Origin of the sequence: Schaalia hyovaginalis, from assembly GCF_014208035.1 — a bacterium.
Taxonomy (GTDB): Bacteria; Actinomycetota; Actinomycetes; order Actinomycetales; family Actinomycetaceae; genus Pauljensenia; species Pauljensenia hyovaginalis.
The window spans coordinates 958876-974508 of the sequence record NZ_JACHMK010000001.1; the positions used below are offsets into that span (position 1 = coordinate 958876).

Sequence of the window (15633 nt, forward strand, 5' to 3'; positions counted from 1 at the left end):
GATGGGGGACATCCGCGTCGGCATTCTCGGCATCGGCTCGATGGGCCGTCATCACGTCCGCAACGCGAGGAGCACGAAGGGCTTCGACCTCGTCGCCCTCGCCGATCCGGACGGCGACAAGTTCGGCGTGGCCGGCGATCTTGCGGTCCTGCCCGATGTCGATGCGCTCATCGCCGAGGGCGTCGATGCGGCGATCGTCGCCGTGCCGACCGTGTTCCATGAGGAGGCGGCGCTCAAGCTCGCCGAGGCGGGCGTCCACGCCCTCGTCGAGAAGCCGCTCTCCTTCTCGGTCGAATCCGGCGAGCGCATCGCGAAGGCCTTCTCCGATGCGGGCCTGATCGGCGCCGTCGGATACGTCGAACGGTGCAACCCGGCGCTCCTGGAGATGCGCGAGCGCATCCGGGGCGGCCAGCTCGGCGAGGTCTACCAGATCATCACCCGCAGGCAGTCGCCCTTCCCGGCGCGCATCGCGGATGTCGGCGTCGTCAAGGATCTCGCGACGCACGATGTCGACCTCGCCGCCTGGGTCGCGGGATCGACCTACGAGACCGTCTACGCGCAGACCGCGTACCGCTCGGGACGCGAGCACGAGGACATGATGGCCGCTTCGGGCCGTTTCGCGAACGGCGTCCTCGTCAATCACCTCGTCAACTGGCTGAGCCCGTACAAGGACCGGACGACGATCGTCACCGGTGAGCGCGGAGCGCTCGTCGCCGATACCGCGATGGGCGACCTCACCTTCTACGAGAACGGCTCCTTCCCGGTCGAGTGGGATCAGATCGCAAATTTCCGCGGCGTGTCCGAGGGCGAGGTGACGCGCTACGCCCTCGCGAAGCGCGAGCCGCTCGCCGTCGAGCACGAGCACTTCCGCGACGCGATCCTCGGCGTCTCGAACGAGCACGTCTCGATGGACGAGGGCCTCACGACGCTCCGCGTTCTCGAGGCGATCCTCGAGTCGGCCAAGACGGGGGAGTCGGTTCGTCTCTGAGACCCGGTCGGATCTGTCAGGGCCCGTCTTCGGCGCCGACCCGCGACTGATGGGGGGAGGATTTCGCCCCCGTCGCCCTCAGTCGTCGAGGGGCCGCTCGGACGGTCTTCGCCTCGCCCTCGAGCGGAGTGCGGGACCGCGAGCCCCGGGAGGCCCCGAGTCGGGCGACGGGCGCCTGAGTCAGCCGCGTGCGCGTTCGGGCACGATCTTCGCGTCGCTTCCCCAGCGATTCTCGAGGAACAGGCGGGCCCACAAGCCGACGGAGGTTCCGCCGGATGCGAAGTAGATCGCCTGCTCGACGGGCGAGGCCGGGTGGGCGAATGCTTCGAAGGCCATCGGGTGCGTGAGCATGCGGCGGATCGATCGGTACCGTGAGAGGACCCGGTCCAATCGTGCGAGCCGCATCCCGCGGAGCAGCGCCTCATGCGCGCGTGGCGGAAGCCCGTGGCTGTTGGATGCTCCGTCGAAGTATTCGGGCGCGGCGTCCGTTCGAGTCACTTCGCCGTAGATGCGATCAGTGAATCCGGCATACCATTTCCGATCGCGGGTGAGCTCGACGGATCCGTCGAGCCAGGTGTTCCACACCTCGAGGTCGAGCATCGGGGCCGCCCAGGTGAAGCCGAAGTACTCGTACGGCCGCATCGAGTTGTTGATGTACTTCGCCTGCCGTTCGCGAACATTGAACCATTCGACCCAGGACAGGACGGATTCGGGCGATCCGTCGTACCCGGCTTCGCGTCCGGCGCTCCGGATCGCATCGGCGAAGGCGCCGATCCCGTCGAGCGCATCGGGGCTCCCGTGGGCGCAGGCGTGGTGGTGGGCAATCGTCTCGGCGATTCCGGCTGCGCGAACGCCGGGGGCGAGGAGGCGATCGTCGTCGTGCATATTGCCGACGATCGTGTGCCCCGGGAGGAAGATCGCGTCGTCGTCGACCAGGGACCGCTCGCGGATCTGGCGCAATGCGAACCAATCCTGGATGTGCGGAAGGGAGGTCCCCCTCCAATTCGCCTTCCGGAAGGCCGCTCCCTCTGCGGAGGCCCATACGCGTCGCATCTCTTCGGGCACCAGTTCGATGCTGAACCATTCAACACCGAGCGCTTGGGCCACTCGCCGTGAAATCGCGGTCTCGGACGATCCTTTCCTGCCGTATGTGAAGGCGAGGATCCGGGGGGCCTTCCGCTTCACGAGCCAGGCCAGGAGGAGCCGGGAGTCGAGGCCGCCCGAGAGGGGGACGACGAGCTGCCGCTCGCCTGAAGCCTCGAGAAGCCTGTCGATCGTCGAGTCCAGGGCTCCGGAGAAGGCGATATCGAATTCCTCGGGCGTTGAGAAGCGCGCAGTGCGCGCGTAGGGGGCGTAGTGCACTCGCGTCATCGTGCCGTCCGGGTGGAGCGTCACCCGCTGCCCGGCCTCCAGGGAGTGGACGCCCGCGACGAGGGTTTCGCCGCCGACGGCGTATCCGAGATGATCGAAGAGACGGGCCTGCTCGACGTCGGCCTCCCATGACGGAAGCATCGTGCGCATCGATTCGATGTCGTCGGCGATGATCCATTGGCCGTCGACGCGCGTGAAAACAATCGGGAGGGAGCGCATCCTGTCGACGCTGATGACGGCTCGCGGACCGTCGGTCTCGACGAGCGCCCAGTGTCCGGTGGTCTTCGACAATTCTTCGGCGTTCAAATGGGCCGGTTTCGGCCCGAGGCCCGCCACAGGCGACCACGCGCGGGCCGAGCCGTCCTCGGACGTCGACCATCCGGGCGTCGTGAGCAGAAGAATCGGCGGATGCATGGAGTCCCCTCATCGCATGGGCGGTACGTGGATTCTATGACGCGGTCACGGGTCTGATTGAATGGCGATATGCGCGTTCTCCACGTCAACGACATCGCGAGCATCGGCACCCATCTGGTGCGCGAAGCGCGCAGTCGCGGCCTGGACTGGGATCTCCTGCCGATCGCCCGGGTCGATCCCGCGTGGTCGCCCCGGATGCGCCCCGTACGACGGGCCCTCCGGGGAGCGGCCTGGGAGCTGCGGCTCTGCGCGAAGGCGCTTCCCTCGGATCTCATCCATGTTCACGGCGCCACGGTCGATGCGCACACATGGTGGGTTCCCAGGCCGATGGCCCTCCATCTTCACGGTTCGGACGCGAGGATCGCGCGATACGATCTCGCTCGCCGGAGCTGCGTTGAACGGGCGATCACGAGGGCGGGGCTCGTCTTCTACACGACACCGGATCTCGCCGAGCACGTGCTCGATCTGCGTCCGGATGCACTGCTCCATCCCGTGGTCGTCGATGCCGCGGCCGCCCCCCGCGTGAGGGAGCTCCCCGAGACGGGGCCGATCGTCTTCCCCTCGCGCTGGGATGACTCCAAGGGCGGAGACCGCCTGTTCGAGGTGCTCCGCGCAGTCCGGAGCGCGGCGCCCGAGGCGAGGATCGAGGGCGTCGATTGGGGGGATCGGGCGGGGGAGGCGGCTAAGCTCGGCGTGCGCCTCGTGCCTCGCATGAGTCACGATGGGTATCTGTCTTGGCTATCGACGGGGCGCCTCGCAGTCGGACAGGCGACCGGCGTGATGGGCGCATCGGAGCTCGAGGCGATGACGATCGGAATTCCCCTGGTCATGCCGCTGCTCGCGCGGTGGTACTCGGGGGATCATCCCTCCTTGCGCGACGTCCCCGTCGTCGCGGAGAGGGTCGATCGGCTCGACGACATCCCCGCCGCGGTTCGCGAGGCGGTCGGTGAGGGGATGGGACTGCGGGCGCCCACGGAGGCCGCATCCTGGGTCGCCGCTCACCACGGGCCGAGTCAGGCCGTGGACTCGCTGCTCGCCTCCTACGGACGATGGGAGGCCGGCAGATGAATCGGGCGAGGCGGACGGCGGCTTATCTCCACGGGGTTCTCACCTCGAGTCCGCTCCTCCGCGGGGTGCTCGCCCTCATGTCGGGCACTCTCATCGCACAGGGCATCACCCTCGTCCTTCAGATCTTCATCGCGCGGACCTACACGGACTTCGACAAGGGGCTGCTGGGCGTTTACGGTTCAGTGACCGCCTTCGTCATCACAGTCGCGGCCCTGCGCTTCGACCTGGCGGTCATGCTCCCCGATGATGATCGGACCGCGAGAGTCGTCCAGCGACTCGCATCGCGATCGATCATCGCGGTCTCCCTCCTCACCTCGCTCGTCCTCATCCTCGGATCGCGGTGGCTGACCGAGCATTACCACCACTCCCCGGAGCTCGGGAAGTGGCTCATGGGGGCGGGGATCACCGTATTCCTCGTCGCTCAGGCGCAGAATCTCCGCTTCTGGCTCACGCGGAAGGGACGATTCGCCGACATCGCGACGGTGAGCGTGGTCAACGCCCTCGCGATCGCGGGGTTCCAGCTGATCCTGGGGCTCGTCTTCCACGGGGGCCTCGCAGCGCTCATGTCGGGCACCATTCTCGGTCAGCTCGTCGTCCTCATCGTCCTCCGGCGCAAGACGAAGGATTCGCGTTCCAAGGAGATCGGCGAGCCGAAGATCCGAGCGGTCGCGCATCGCTACCGGAGGATGCCGCTCCTCAACGGTCCGAACGCCCTCGTCGACGCGCTCCGCAACAGCGGGATCAACCTCCTCATCGGGGCGGTGACGATCGCCTCCCTCGGCCAGTTCCAACTCGCGTGGAACATCATGCAGGTCCCGGTGGGGCTGATCGCGGGCAGCGTCGGCCAGGTCTTCCTCAAGAAGCTGTCGGATACGCCTCGCGGCTCGATGAGGCCGCTCGTCGTGAAGACCTTGAAGAGCGCAGCGCTCGCCGCGGCCCTCCCCTTCCTCCTCCTCTACATCGTCTCGCCCTGGCTCTTCCCCTTCGTCTTCGGTTCGCAATGGGAGCAGGCGGGCTATTTCGCACGAGCCCTCACGCCGTGGCTCTACATGAACGTCCTCACCTCGCCGATCTCGAACCTCTTCGTCATCACCGAGAATCAACAGCGAATGCTCGTCTTCTCGCTCTTCTACTGCGCCGTTCCGCTCGCCTGGCTCAAGTTCTCCTCCTTCGGGCTTGTGGAGACCGTGACGGTTCTCGGCTTCTTGATGGCCGCTATGCTCGGGGTGCTCGTACTCATGAGTATCAAAACGGCACGGGACTTCGATCGTGGGGGGCGCTCCGCATGAGAGTTTGCTTCGTACCGTCGTGGTACCCCGCCCCCGGATCGGAATACAACGGGTCTTTTTTCCGGGAGCAGGCGCGCATGCTCCTCGATTCGGGGATCGAACTTCTCGTCGTCGTCGCTTTCCCGGTCGGCATCGAGTCGCGCGCATGGCGCAAGCGCCCTGAGATCGTCGATGAAGACGCAATCCCCGTGCTTCGGGTGGCGCTGCCGACGCTGCCGCCGGTGCTGGTGCCACTCGAACGCAGAATCCACCGCTCACTCCTTGCCCGCGCCGTGAGGATCATTCGTCCGGACCTTCGCCCCGATGTTCTTCACGCGCACACGGTGTTTCCAGGTGGAACGAGCGCTGCCCTGCTCTCGGAGATCTGGAAGATTCCCTACGTTCTCACCGAGCACCGGCCCTCTTCGATCCGCGCTGATGCGTTTTTGAGACGACGCAAGGTCATTGAAGCCGCAGTCGAAGGCGCCTCGCTCCTCACGACGGTCTCATCCGGATTCGCTTCCGCTTTGGCTCGCCGGTATTCGGGAACGCGATGGGCTGCCGTCGAGTTGCCCGTTCCGGACTTCTTCTTCGGCGTCGAAAGGCCGCCTCGAGGCGAGGGCGGGCCGGTTCGATTCATTCACGTCTCGCATATCGACGAGAACAAACGCGTCATTGAGATGTGCCGTGCATTCGAAGAGGCCTTCGCCGAAGATCCGGAGCGGGCGGCACTATCCGTCGTTGGCGGTACTCCTGAAGCGATAGCGGCAGTCCAGAGGTCGCTCGCCGGGCATTCCTCTTCAGTCCGGATCGAATTCCTCGGCGTGCGGACCCGGGCGGAGACGGCCCGGGCTCTTGGCGAATCGGACGTTTTCGTCCTGGTGAGCGCGGTTGAGGCGGGCGGGACCGTCTTGTCCGAAGCGCAGGCAGCAGGACTTCGCCTTGTAACCTCTACGACGTGGGCCGGGGAGTTCGCCGTCCGTGAGGGAAACGGCGAGCTCGTTCCGGTCGATGATCACCTTGCGCTCGTCGCCGCGATGCGGAGAATCATCGAAGGGGAGAAGTACGACTCTCCGGAAGACATCAGGCGCGCTGCCCGGGAGCGTTATTCGACGCCAGCCTTCTCGAAGCGATGGACCGAGATGTACGACGCCGTTCTCAAGGAGTCGGCTGCAGGCAAGGAGAGGACCGGGCTTTGACGCAGGTGATCTTCCATTCCCCGATGCGGGTGGCTGCCGACGGCGCGGTCGGCTCCGCGATTCGTCCTTATCGGATGCTCGAGGCATTCCGGCAGGAAGGGTATGACGTCATCGATGTCACGGGCACGGCGGTCGAGCGACGTGAGAAGGCGATCGCGGCGCGAAGGGCCCTTCGCGCCGGCGACGTGGCTTTCTGCTACTCCGAGCTTTCGTCGAGTCCCATCGCGATGTCGGAACCGCGGTCTTCGCATGTCGATCCGAGGGACGATTTCCAACTGTTCGCCGATTGCCGATCCGCCGGGGTCCCCGTCGGCGCCTTCTACCGGGACGTTTACTGGCGCTTCCCCGGTTTCCTCGAATGGCGGCGATTGCCGTACCGGCTCGCGATGCGCTACCACTACGAGAGGGACCTGCGTCGGCTCGCCCAGACGGTCGACGTTCTTTTCCTGCCCTCGATGCGGATGGGGGACTACATCCCCGTGGTCGATCCGAAGAAGTTCCGGGAGCTCCCACCCGGGGCGCCGATTGCGCCGCTCGGCCCTCCGGAAGAGGGGGTGCGCCTCTTCTACGTGGGCGGTTTGGGGCGCTTCTACGATCTCGCCGAATGCGTTGCAGCGGTCGCGCAGACTGAGGAAGCGGAGCTCACGATGTGCGTGCCCCCGGCGCAGTGGGAGGCGCACCGGGAGGACTATGAGCGATTCCTTTGCGATCGGATTCGCGTTGTTCATGGACGGGGCGCTGAATTGGAGCCCTATTTCGTTCAGGCGAATATCGGTGTCCTCGCGATGAAGCCGATCGAATACCGTTCCTTCGCGGCGCCGATCAAACTCTTCGAGTATCTCGGTCGCGGTCTTCCCGTCCTCGCCAGCAAGGGCACCTACGCCGGTGATTTCATCGAGAAGACGGGGGCCGGATGGGCTCCGGAGTATTCGCGCAAGGGCATCGGGAACGTCCTTGCGCGAGTGATCGCTGATCCGTCCGGGATCGCCGATGCCCGAACGTCCGCGTTGAGGGTTCGCGAGGAGACGACATGGGCGGCCCGCGCGCGTCAAGCGGCGTTAGCCCTCCTCGAATGATCGCGGGCCGGGGCTCCCGGCTCCTCGTCCCGCGTCCATGTCATCGTGATCGATTGAGGAGCACGCGCGCGACCGTTTCGGCGGCGCGACCGTCGCCGTAGGGGGCCGCGTCGGTATCGGCCGGTCGGGTCCTTTCGGCTGCGCGGATGAGGGCCTCGCCCGGTTCGACGAGGGCGTTCCACCCGAGTTCGACCGTTTCGATCCACTCGGTCTGCGGACGGACCGTCGTCGTCGGCACCCGCAGGAGGAAGGCCTCCTTCTGAAGGCCGCCGGAATCGGTGATGATGCCCCGGGCGCGCATCGCGGAGGCGATGAGCTCCGGGTAGGGCAGAGGCTCGTGCGCGATGAGGTTCCCCCGATCGATCGTCATCCCGAAGGACTCGCATTTGGCGATGAGACGCGGATGGGCGAGGAGAACGACGGGGTGATCGATCGAGGCGAGCGAATCGAGGATCGACTGAAGGCGCTCAGGATCGTCGGTGTTGTCGGGCCGGTGAATGGTCGCGAGCGAGTAAGAGCCGGCCTCATAGCCGAAAGCGCTCATGATCGGGGATTCGATGCGGGAGGCCGCTTCGTCGCGGATCTTGAGCAGCACATCGGTCATGACGTCGCCGACGACGACGCTGCGTTCGGCGAGGCCTTCGTGAGCCAGGTGCTTAGCGGCCACGGCGGTGGGGGCGAGGAGGAGGTCGGAGGCGTGATCGGTCAGCACCCTGTTGATCTCCTCGGGCATCCGCCTGTTGAAGGAGCGCAGCCCGGCCTCGAGATGAGCGACCGGGATATGGAGCTTCACCGCTGCGAGGGCGGCGGCGATCGTCGAATTGGTGTCTCCGTACACGAGGACCCAGTCGGGCCTGCGGGTCTCAAGGACTTCGTCAAGAGCGGAGAGCATCGCCCCGGTCTGGCGGCCGTGAGATCCCGAGCCGACGCCGAGGTGCACCTCGGGGGCCGAGATGCCGAGGTCGGTGAAGAAGACGTCGGAAAGCAGGGGATCGTAGTGCTGGCCCGTGTGGACGATGATGTGGTCGATCCCGGAGGCCTTGAAGGCGTGATCGATGGGCGCGAGCTTGACGAACTGGGGACGGGCCCCGACGACGGACACGACGCGCATGGCGTTCCTTTCGTGGATGACGGCGTGGCCGATCAGCGGGGATCGGGGGCGTCGAGCGCCCTTGCGTAGGAGGCGACGAGCGAGACCGCCTGTTCGTCCCAGGTCGGGATCTTCGGCGGATCCGCTTTGAAGCGCTCAACATCGGCGGGCGTGATCCGCGCGATCGCCGATTCGAGTTGTGAAGAGGGGTCCTCGAGAACCCAGGTCCGAGCGGAATCCCCGAGGATCCGACGCGCCTCGACCAGATCCGAGCAGAGCGGGGGGATCCCCGCCTTCAGCGCCTCCATGAGTTTGTTCGGCGTCGAAAGCGCCATCGAGAGGCAGGGCTGCTCGATGAGGCACAAACCAACATCGGCCCCCCGAACGTGCGCCACCACGTCGTCGGGGGCGACTGAGGGGAGCCAATGGATGTTCGGGAAGTCCTTCGCGGCCCGCTCGACTTCGGGGCGCAGCGCCCCGTCCCCGAGAAACACGACATGCGCTTGGGGATGACGCGAGAAGACGTCGAGGATGAGCGGAACGGATCTTCCGGTGGTGATGAAGCCGACATGAATGTAGAGGAGGGCGTCATCGGGGACGCAGAGCCTCGTCCGCAGATCCACGCGCTCCCCTGAATCGACCGGCGAATTCGTCACGACAACGGGCTCGACGCCCGGGTAAGCGCTCCGATACCACTGGGCGATGGGTTCGTTGACGACCGAGACGACATCGGCCTTGCGGATGTAGCTGCGCTCGATGAGGCGCTGCACCTTCCGTCTCAAGCCCTTCGAAGCGATCGTCTCCGTCTCGAGTTCGTGAGCGTTGTATGCGAACACGGCGCCGGTTCGACGCGCGAGCGCGTGGGCCATCGGAAGGACGAAGAGGTTCTGGGCGGCAACGGCGGTCACCTTCTGATTCCGGAACGCCCGATACACGCGCGCCTGCCATAGCGTGAGGATTCTCAGGGCGCCCAAGCGATCCTTCAAGTTCGCCCCCCGGATCCGGATGAGCTCGACCCCTCCGCCCAGATCCTGACGGGAGGGCAAGTCCGTCGAATCGACCCCGACGATCCGCGTTCCCGTGAAGCGGCCGCTCGATTGGAGGCTCCTCGCGATCTTCGAGACCCTTCCGGGGCCGGCGAGCGGGGAAGGGTAGATGAGGAGGTTCAAGCCGGGCGTCCGGGGCGTTCGGATGCGCATCAGGTCCTCTCGTGCAGTCCAGCGCTGTGGGCGATTCGAGGCCTCCTCGCCCTCGTCGATGCTATCAAGGCGCTTGTCCGATCCCCTCGAATGAGCGCGTGGGGCGCCTCATCCCCGTCAGCCGCTACCGGGTATGATCCGAGCATCCGTATCGAATCCTGGTGACGGTGAGTGCCCGGTGTTGACCCCTTTGGCGAAGGAATCGCATGACATCCTCGTGATTTCGCGCATTCACATGCCGGAGAGCTCGGCGGCCTCCTTCCGCCTCAGAGCGGTGGAAAGAGCGCTCGTCGCGGCGGGCGCCCGCGTCCGCGTCCTCACGACCGCGCCTCCGCCGGGTGCATCCGGCGACGACGACCCGGGCGTCGAGGTGTCGCGCTGGCCGGCGCTTCGCGACAAGAGCGGGTACCTGCGGGGGTATCTCCCGTACATGAGTTTCGACGTGCCGGCCTTCTTCCGGATCCTCGTCGCGCGTCGGGCGAGGGGGGCGCTGATCGAGCCGCCGCCGACCACCGGCGTCGTCGCGAGATGCGCGCTCGCGCTCAAACGCGTCCCGTACGTGTGGTACGCCCCCGACGTGTGGTCCGATGCGACCGCCGCCACGAATGCTCCGGGAGTCGTCAAACGGGTGGTTCGGGCGATGGAGTCCTTCGCCATGAAGGGCGCGCGCGCCGTGATCGCGATCAATGACGAAGTGGCGGGCCGTGCGCGCGAACTCGGCGCGTCTAAGGTCGTCGTGGTCCCGAACGGCATCGACCCTGCGGTCTTCGGCGTCGGGGGGGACGCGCCCCCGGATGCCGTCCGACGCGCTTTGGGCATCGGGGACGACTATTTCGTCTACGCGGGCACGGCATCCGAGTGGCAGGGCGCCGAGGTCTTCATCGAGGCCCTTGAGCTCCTGAGGCGCCAGCACCCCTCGGCGCAGATCGTCTTCCTCGGACAGGGGTCCGCATGGCCCCGCCTCGCTGAGATGGCGGCGGGCATTCCCGGCGCACAGGGGCGCCCCGCCGTCGTCTTCGTCCCCTCGGTTCCCCCGGACGAGGCCGCTCAATGGCAACGCGGAGCCGTTGCGGCGCTCGTGTCGATCAAACCCGGGATCGGATACGACTTCGCATATCCGACGAAGGTGCTGGCCGCTCTGTCATGCGGATGCCCGGTCGTGTATTCGGGTGCGGGGCCCGCGCGCGAGGACATCCGGGAGGCTGATCTGGGATGGGCCGTCGCCCATGAGGCCCGCGAAACCGCGCAGGCGATGGCCGCGGCGCTTCAAAAGCGGCGTGTTGGCCAGGAACGGGAGCGCCTTCACTCGTGGGTCGTCGATCATCGTTCGATCGAATCGACGGGGCGTCGAGCCGCCGAGGTCCTTCTCCGGGCCGTCCGGTAATGCGGATCCCCCGCGCGCCGCGATGGCTACACTTGCGCGAGGAAAGCCCCGACTTCAGGAGATTCACGCATGCGCATCGCGGTCGTCGCCCTCGGCAAGATCGGCCTCCCCCTGGCTGTCCAATTCGCGAACAAGGGGCACGAGGTCATCGGCGTTGACGTCTGCGAGCGGACCGTCGCCCTCGTCAACGAGGGGAAGGAGCCCTTCCCGGGTGAGGCGCGCCTTCAGGAATTCCTCTCCGAGCTCGTGCCCGCGGGGCGGCTGAGGGCGACGAGCGACTACTCCGAGGCGATCCCCGGCGCCGACGCGGTGATCCTCGTCGTTCCGCTCTTCGTCGACGCGGACTCGAAGCCCGACTTCGGGTGGATGGACGCCGCGACGAAGTCGCTGGCCGAGCACCTCACTGCGGGTACCGTCGTGTCCTATGAGACGACTCTTCCGGTCGGCACGACCCGCAATCGCTGGAAGCCGATGCTCGAGGAGATCTCCGGTCTGCACGAGGGCGAGGACTTCCACCTTGTCTTCTCGCCCGAACGCGTTCTCACCGGTCGCGTCTTCGAGGACCTGCGCCGCTACCCGAAGCTCGTCGGCGGCCTGAGCGAGGCGGGCGCGCAAGCCGGTATCGCCCTGTACGAGCAGCTCCTCGACTTCGATGAGCGCCCCGATCTGCCCCGTCCGAACGGCGTCTGGGACATGGGCAGCGCCGAGGCCGCCGAAATGGCCAAGCTCGCCGAGACGACCTACAGGGACGTCAACATCGGTCTGGCCAACCAGTTCGCCGTTTACGCCGACAAGGCGGGCATCGACGTGTACCGGGTGATCGACGCCTGCAATTCCCAGCCCTACAGCCACATCCACCGGCCCGGGATCGCGGTTGGCGGGCACTGCATCCCCGTCTACCCGCGCCTCTACCTCTCGACCGATCCCGATGCGAGCGTCGTCTCGACGGCCCGCTGGTTCAACGCGGACATGCCCGAATACGTCGTCTCGCGCCTCGAGGGCGTGCTGGGCGATCTCAAGGATCTCAAGATCGCGGTCCTCGGCGCGGCCTACCGCGGCGGTGTGAAGGAGACTGCGTTCTCCGGGATCTTCGACACCGTCGCCTCCCTCGAAAAGCGCGGCGCGCGGGTCGTGGTCGAGGACCCGATGTACACCGATGAGGAGCTCGCGGGTTTCGGGTGGGAGCCCTACCACCTCGGCGAAGCGGTTGACGCCGTCATCGTCCAGGCCGATCACGCCGCATACGAGGATCTCGCTCCGACGGACTTCCCCGGGATCAGGCTCCTGTTCGACGGGCGTCGGGTGACGGAGGCCGCCCGTTGGAAGGGGATCCCCCGTATGACCATCGGGGGCGGGCGCCTATCACAAGATCTCGTCCACGCCTCCGGCGTCTTCGGATGAAGGCTATCTCGCGCTGCATTTCTCGCAGATCCGCTCCGATCCGCAGGTCTGCCGGATCATCCGCGACGAGGGCGGGACCGCGCTGCTGTACACGGATTCCGATGTCTGGCGCGACGATGTGGAGTACTTCTATCCGGGATACGCGGATCTCGATCTTTCTTCGGGTTTCACGAAGATCGCGAGCTTCGGCACGGCGGAGGTGTGGCGGATCGAGCTGTGCCGGTGAGGGGAGTGCGACACATGGTGTTCACAAATCATTAAACTGTCGTTATGATTGAACGCATCTTCTCGTTCTCCAAGAATGAACAGGTGTGTGATGGCCTCCCTCTCCCGCGCGCAATTCGACGTGCTCCTCGCCCTCTTCCGCGCGCCGGGCGCGCTCACCCAGCGCGAACTCAAGGACGCGACGGGCATGTCCCTCGGACGCGTGAACGCGGCCGTCCGTGAATGCGAGGCCCGCGGTTTCATCGAGAACCGCCGGCTCACCGAGGACGGGCGACGCGCCCTCGACCCCCACAGGGTCGACAACGCCGTCATCATGGCCGCCGGACTCTCCTCGCGCTTCGCCCCCATCTCCTACGAGCGCCCGAAAGGCACGCTGAGGGTGCGCGGCGAAATCCTCATTGAACGCCAGATCCGTCAGCTCCATGAAGCCGGGATCACCGACATCACCGTCGTCGTGGGGTACAAGAAGGAGTACTTCTTCTACCTCGTCGAGAAATTCGGGGTGAAGATCGTCGTCAACCGCGAATACATGACGCGCAACAACAACGGCTCCCTGTGGCTCGTCCGCGACAGGCTCGCCAACACCTACATCTGCTCCTCCGACGACTACTTCACCTCCAACCCCTTCGAATCCCACGTATACACGGCCTATTACTCGGCCGAATACGCCGAAGGGCCGACAACCGAATGGTGCATCGCCACAGGGCCCGGAGGACGGATCACCGGCGCCACCGTCGGCGGCGCCGATGCGTGGACCATGCTCGGCCACGTCTACTTCGACCGCGCCTTCTCCGCGCGCTTCCGCGCGATCCTCGAAGACGTCTACCTCATGCCCGAAACAGCCGGGAAGCTGTGGGAATCGATCTACCTCGACCACGTCAAGGACCTCGACATGGTGATCCGCAAGTATCCGGCGGGCGTCATCTACGAGTTCGACTCCGTCGACGAACTGCGCTCCTTCGACCCGAAGTTCATGGAGAACGTCGATTCGGAGGTCTTCGACACGATCTCGCAGGTGCTGGGGTGCCCCAAGGACGCGATCACGGACTTCTACCCCCTCAAACAGGGCATCACCAATCTGTCGTGCCACTTCCGCGTCGGGGACGAGGAGTACGTGTACCGCCACCCCGGCGTCGGTACCGGCAAGATCGTCAACCGCCTCGCCGAGACCGAGGCCCTCGAACTCGCGCGCGAGATCGGGATCGACACGACCTTCCTCGCCTCCGATCCGCTCAAGGGATGGAAGATCTCCCGCTTCATACCGAACAGCCGCATCCTCGACGTCGCGAACGACGAGGAACTCGCGACCGCGATGCGCATGGATCGAGAGCTCCATCGATCGGGCCGGATCCTCGGGCGGCGCTTCGACTTCATCGAGGAGGGGCTGCGCTACGAATCCCTCCTCGAGGAATTCGGCCCCATCGAGGTTCCCGGATACGGGGAGCTGCGCGCCAAGGTCCTGCGCCTCAAAGAGCTCGCCGATGCCGACGGCTTCGGCCTGGGTCCTTCGCACAACGACTTCTTCCCCCTGAACTTCCTCGTCGGGACCGACGGCCGGATCGACCTCATCGACTGGGAATACGCGGGAATGTCCGACATCGCCGCCGACTTCGGCACCATGGTCGTGTGCACCGAGGCGATGGACGAAGACCGGGCGAACACCGCCCTCGAGTACTACTTCGGACGCACCCCCACCGAGCAGGAGAAGCGCCACTTCTGGTCCTACGTCGTCTTCGCGGGATGGTGCTGGTACGTCTGGGCGCTCCTCAAAGAGGCCGAAGGGGACAACGTCGGCGAAGTCCTCTACGTCTATTACCGCCACGCCGCCGACTACGTTTCGGGCCTGCTCGCCGAGTACGGGGCCGCGGATGAGGAAGGAGTCCGAGCATGAGATGGGGAGTCTTCTCCGGAGCCCTCTGGGGCCTTGACACAGTCATCCTCGGAATCGCCCTGGCGATGGCGCCCTTCGCAGGGACCTCCCAGGCCTCGATGGCCTCGGCCTTCCTCCACGACGCGATCTGCGCGATCATCCTCCTCATCTACATGGGGGCGCGCGGACGGCTCGGCCGCACCCTGGCGGCGATCCGAACACGCTCCGGCAAAACCATCGCCCTCGGCGCGATCCTCGGCGGCCCCTTCGGCATGACCGGCTACCTCATCGCGATCAACAACATCGGCCCCGGGTACACCGCGATCATCTCCACCTTCTACCCGGCCGTCGGCACCCTCCTCGCGTACGTCTTCCTCAAGGAGCGCATGCGTCCGCGCCAGATCCTCGCCCTCCTCGTCGCCCTCGGGGCGATCATCCTCATCGGCTACTCCTCGACGGGCAGCACCGCCTCGGGCAACGCGGTCCTCGGCATCGTGGCGGCCCTCGCCTGCGTCCTCGGATGGGGCTCCGAAGCCGTGATCCTCGCATGGGGGATGCGCGACGACGAAGTCGATGAGGATTCGGCCCTCCAGATCAGGGAGACGACCTCCGCCCTCGTCTACCTCCTCGTCGTCGCGCCGATCGCCGGGGTCCTCGGATTCGGCATCCGCGCCATCCCCACCCTCGGGACCGGGGTCATCGCCCTGGCGGCCCTCGCGGGCACCGCCTCCTACCTCTTCTACTACACGGCCATCAACACGGTCGGCGCTTCACGGGGCATGGCCCTCAACATCTCCTACTCGGCCTGGGCGGTGATCTTCGCACTCCCCCTCATCGGCACGGTCCCCTCCGTGCTCCAGATCGTCTGCTGCATGGTCATCCTCGTGGGCACGGTCCTCGCCGCGACGCCGAACTGGAAGGAGCTGCGCAGCGGGTGGTGAGTTCCGCCGGGACGGGAGGCCCCGACGGGGCGGACCACCGTTGGGTTCCCTCCAGCCCCGCCTTCCCCGGAGCGGAGGAGCTGTCTTCTACGATGAAGCCGGAAGGAGGAGCGGGACGTCCGCTCCCACGAGCGAGAGG

The 15633-nt window shown here is 66.2% G+C and carries 13 protein-coding genes; 10 read left to right on the plus strand and 3 right to left on the minus strand.

The window, feature by feature from the left end; genetic code table 11:
- Window position 1: 1 nt before the first annotated feature.
- Window positions 2-988 (plus strand): Gfo/Idh/MocA family protein, encoded by a 987-nt coding sequence (locus HD592_RS04105; RefSeq protein ID WP_184454422.1) that lies wholly within the window; start codon window positions 2-4, stop codon window positions 986-988.
- A gap of 180 nt (window positions 989-1168) precedes the next feature.
- Here the strand turns inward: HD592_RS04105 and HD592_RS04110 are convergent, their stop codons facing one another.
- Window positions 1169-2773 (minus strand): asparagine synthase-related protein, encoded by a 1605-nt coding sequence (locus HD592_RS04110; protein WP_184452107.1) that lies wholly within the window; start codon window positions 2771-2773, stop codon window positions 1169-1171.
- Window positions 2774-2842: 69 nt separating this feature from the next.
- On the opposite strand from HD592_RS04110, the gene HD592_RS04115 reads away from it, so the two are divergent.
- The 4 genes from HD592_RS04115 to HD592_RS04130 are packed head-to-tail and all read left to right on the plus strand — an operon-like array spanning window position 2843 to window position 7384.
- Complete coding sequence (locus HD592_RS04115) at window positions 2843-3841, plus strand: glycosyltransferase family protein (RefSeq protein WP_184452109.1); 999 nt, start codon at window positions 2843-2845, stop codon at window positions 3839-3841.
- Window positions 3838-5130, plus strand: coding sequence for a lipopolysaccharide biosynthesis protein (locus tag HD592_RS04120; RefSeq protein ID WP_184452111.1), 1293 nt, complete (start codon window positions 3838-3840; stop codon window positions 5128-5130). The genes HD592_RS04115 and HD592_RS04120 overlap by 4 nt, the downstream gene beginning before the upstream one ends.
- Window positions 5127-6308, plus strand: a complete 1182-nt coding sequence (locus tag HD592_RS04125; protein ID WP_184452113.1) for a glycosyltransferase — start codon at window positions 5127-5129, stop codon at window positions 6306-6308. The genes HD592_RS04120 and HD592_RS04125 overlap by 4 nt, the downstream gene beginning before the upstream one ends.
- 5 nt (window positions 6309-6313) lie before the next feature.
- On the plus strand, window positions 6314-7384 hold the full coding sequence (locus tag HD592_RS04130; RefSeq protein WP_343058816.1) for a glycosyltransferase family protein: 1071 nt from the start codon (window positions 6314-6316) through the stop codon (window positions 7382-7384).
- A 40-nt stretch (window positions 7385-7424) separates the two neighbouring features.
- Here the strand turns inward: HD592_RS04130 and wecB are convergent, their stop codons facing one another.
- Both wecB and HD592_RS04140 read right to left on the minus strand, forming a co-directional pair.
- Window positions 7425-8495, minus strand: coding sequence for a non-hydrolyzing UDP-N-acetylglucosamine 2-epimerase (gene wecB, locus HD592_RS04135; RefSeq protein WP_184452115.1), 1071 nt, complete (start codon window positions 8493-8495; stop codon window positions 7425-7427).
- Window positions 8496-8527: 32 nt separating this feature from the next.
- Complete coding sequence (locus tag HD592_RS04140; RefSeq protein ID WP_184452117.1) at window positions 8528-9673, minus strand: glycosyltransferase; 1146 nt, start codon at window positions 9671-9673, stop codon at window positions 8528-8530.
- Between the two features lie 217 nt (window positions 9674-9890).
- Here HD592_RS04140 and HD592_RS04145 point away from each other — a divergent pair, with 217 nt between their 5' ends.
- The 5 genes from HD592_RS04145 (at window position 9891) to HD592_RS04160 (ending at window position 15494) form a co-directional block, all read left to right on the plus strand.
- Window positions 9891-11057, plus strand: a complete 1167-nt coding sequence (locus HD592_RS04145) for a glycosyltransferase family 4 protein (protein WP_343058729.1) — start codon at window positions 9891-9893, stop codon at window positions 11055-11057.
- A 69-nt stretch (window positions 11058-11126) separates the two neighbouring features.
- Window positions 11127-12458 carry a nucleotide sugar dehydrogenase gene (locus tag HD592_RS04150; RefSeq protein ID WP_184452121.1) on the plus strand — a complete coding sequence of 444 codons (1332 nt, stop codon included), beginning with the start codon at window positions 11127-11129 and terminating at the stop codon, window positions 12456-12458.
- Window positions 12459-12486: 28 nt separating this feature from the next.
- The gene (locus HD592_RS12580) at window positions 12487-12684 is read left to right on the plus strand and encodes a DUF6541 family protein (protein ID WP_484592954.1); all 198 of its coding nucleotides are present in this window, start codon (window positions 12487-12489) and stop codon (window positions 12682-12684) included.
- 90 nt (window positions 12685-12774) lie between these two features.
- On the plus strand, window positions 12775-14574 hold the full coding sequence (locus HD592_RS04155) for a MarR family transcriptional regulator (protein WP_425503078.1): 1800 nt from the start codon (window positions 12775-12777) through the stop codon (window positions 14572-14574).
- Entirely contained in the window at window positions 14571-15494 is a 924-nt protein-coding gene (locus tag HD592_RS04160; RefSeq protein WP_184452125.1) for a DMT family transporter, read from the plus strand. The genes HD592_RS04155 and HD592_RS04160 overlap by 4 nt, the downstream gene beginning before the upstream one ends.
- Window positions 15495-15633 lie beyond the last annotated feature (139 nt).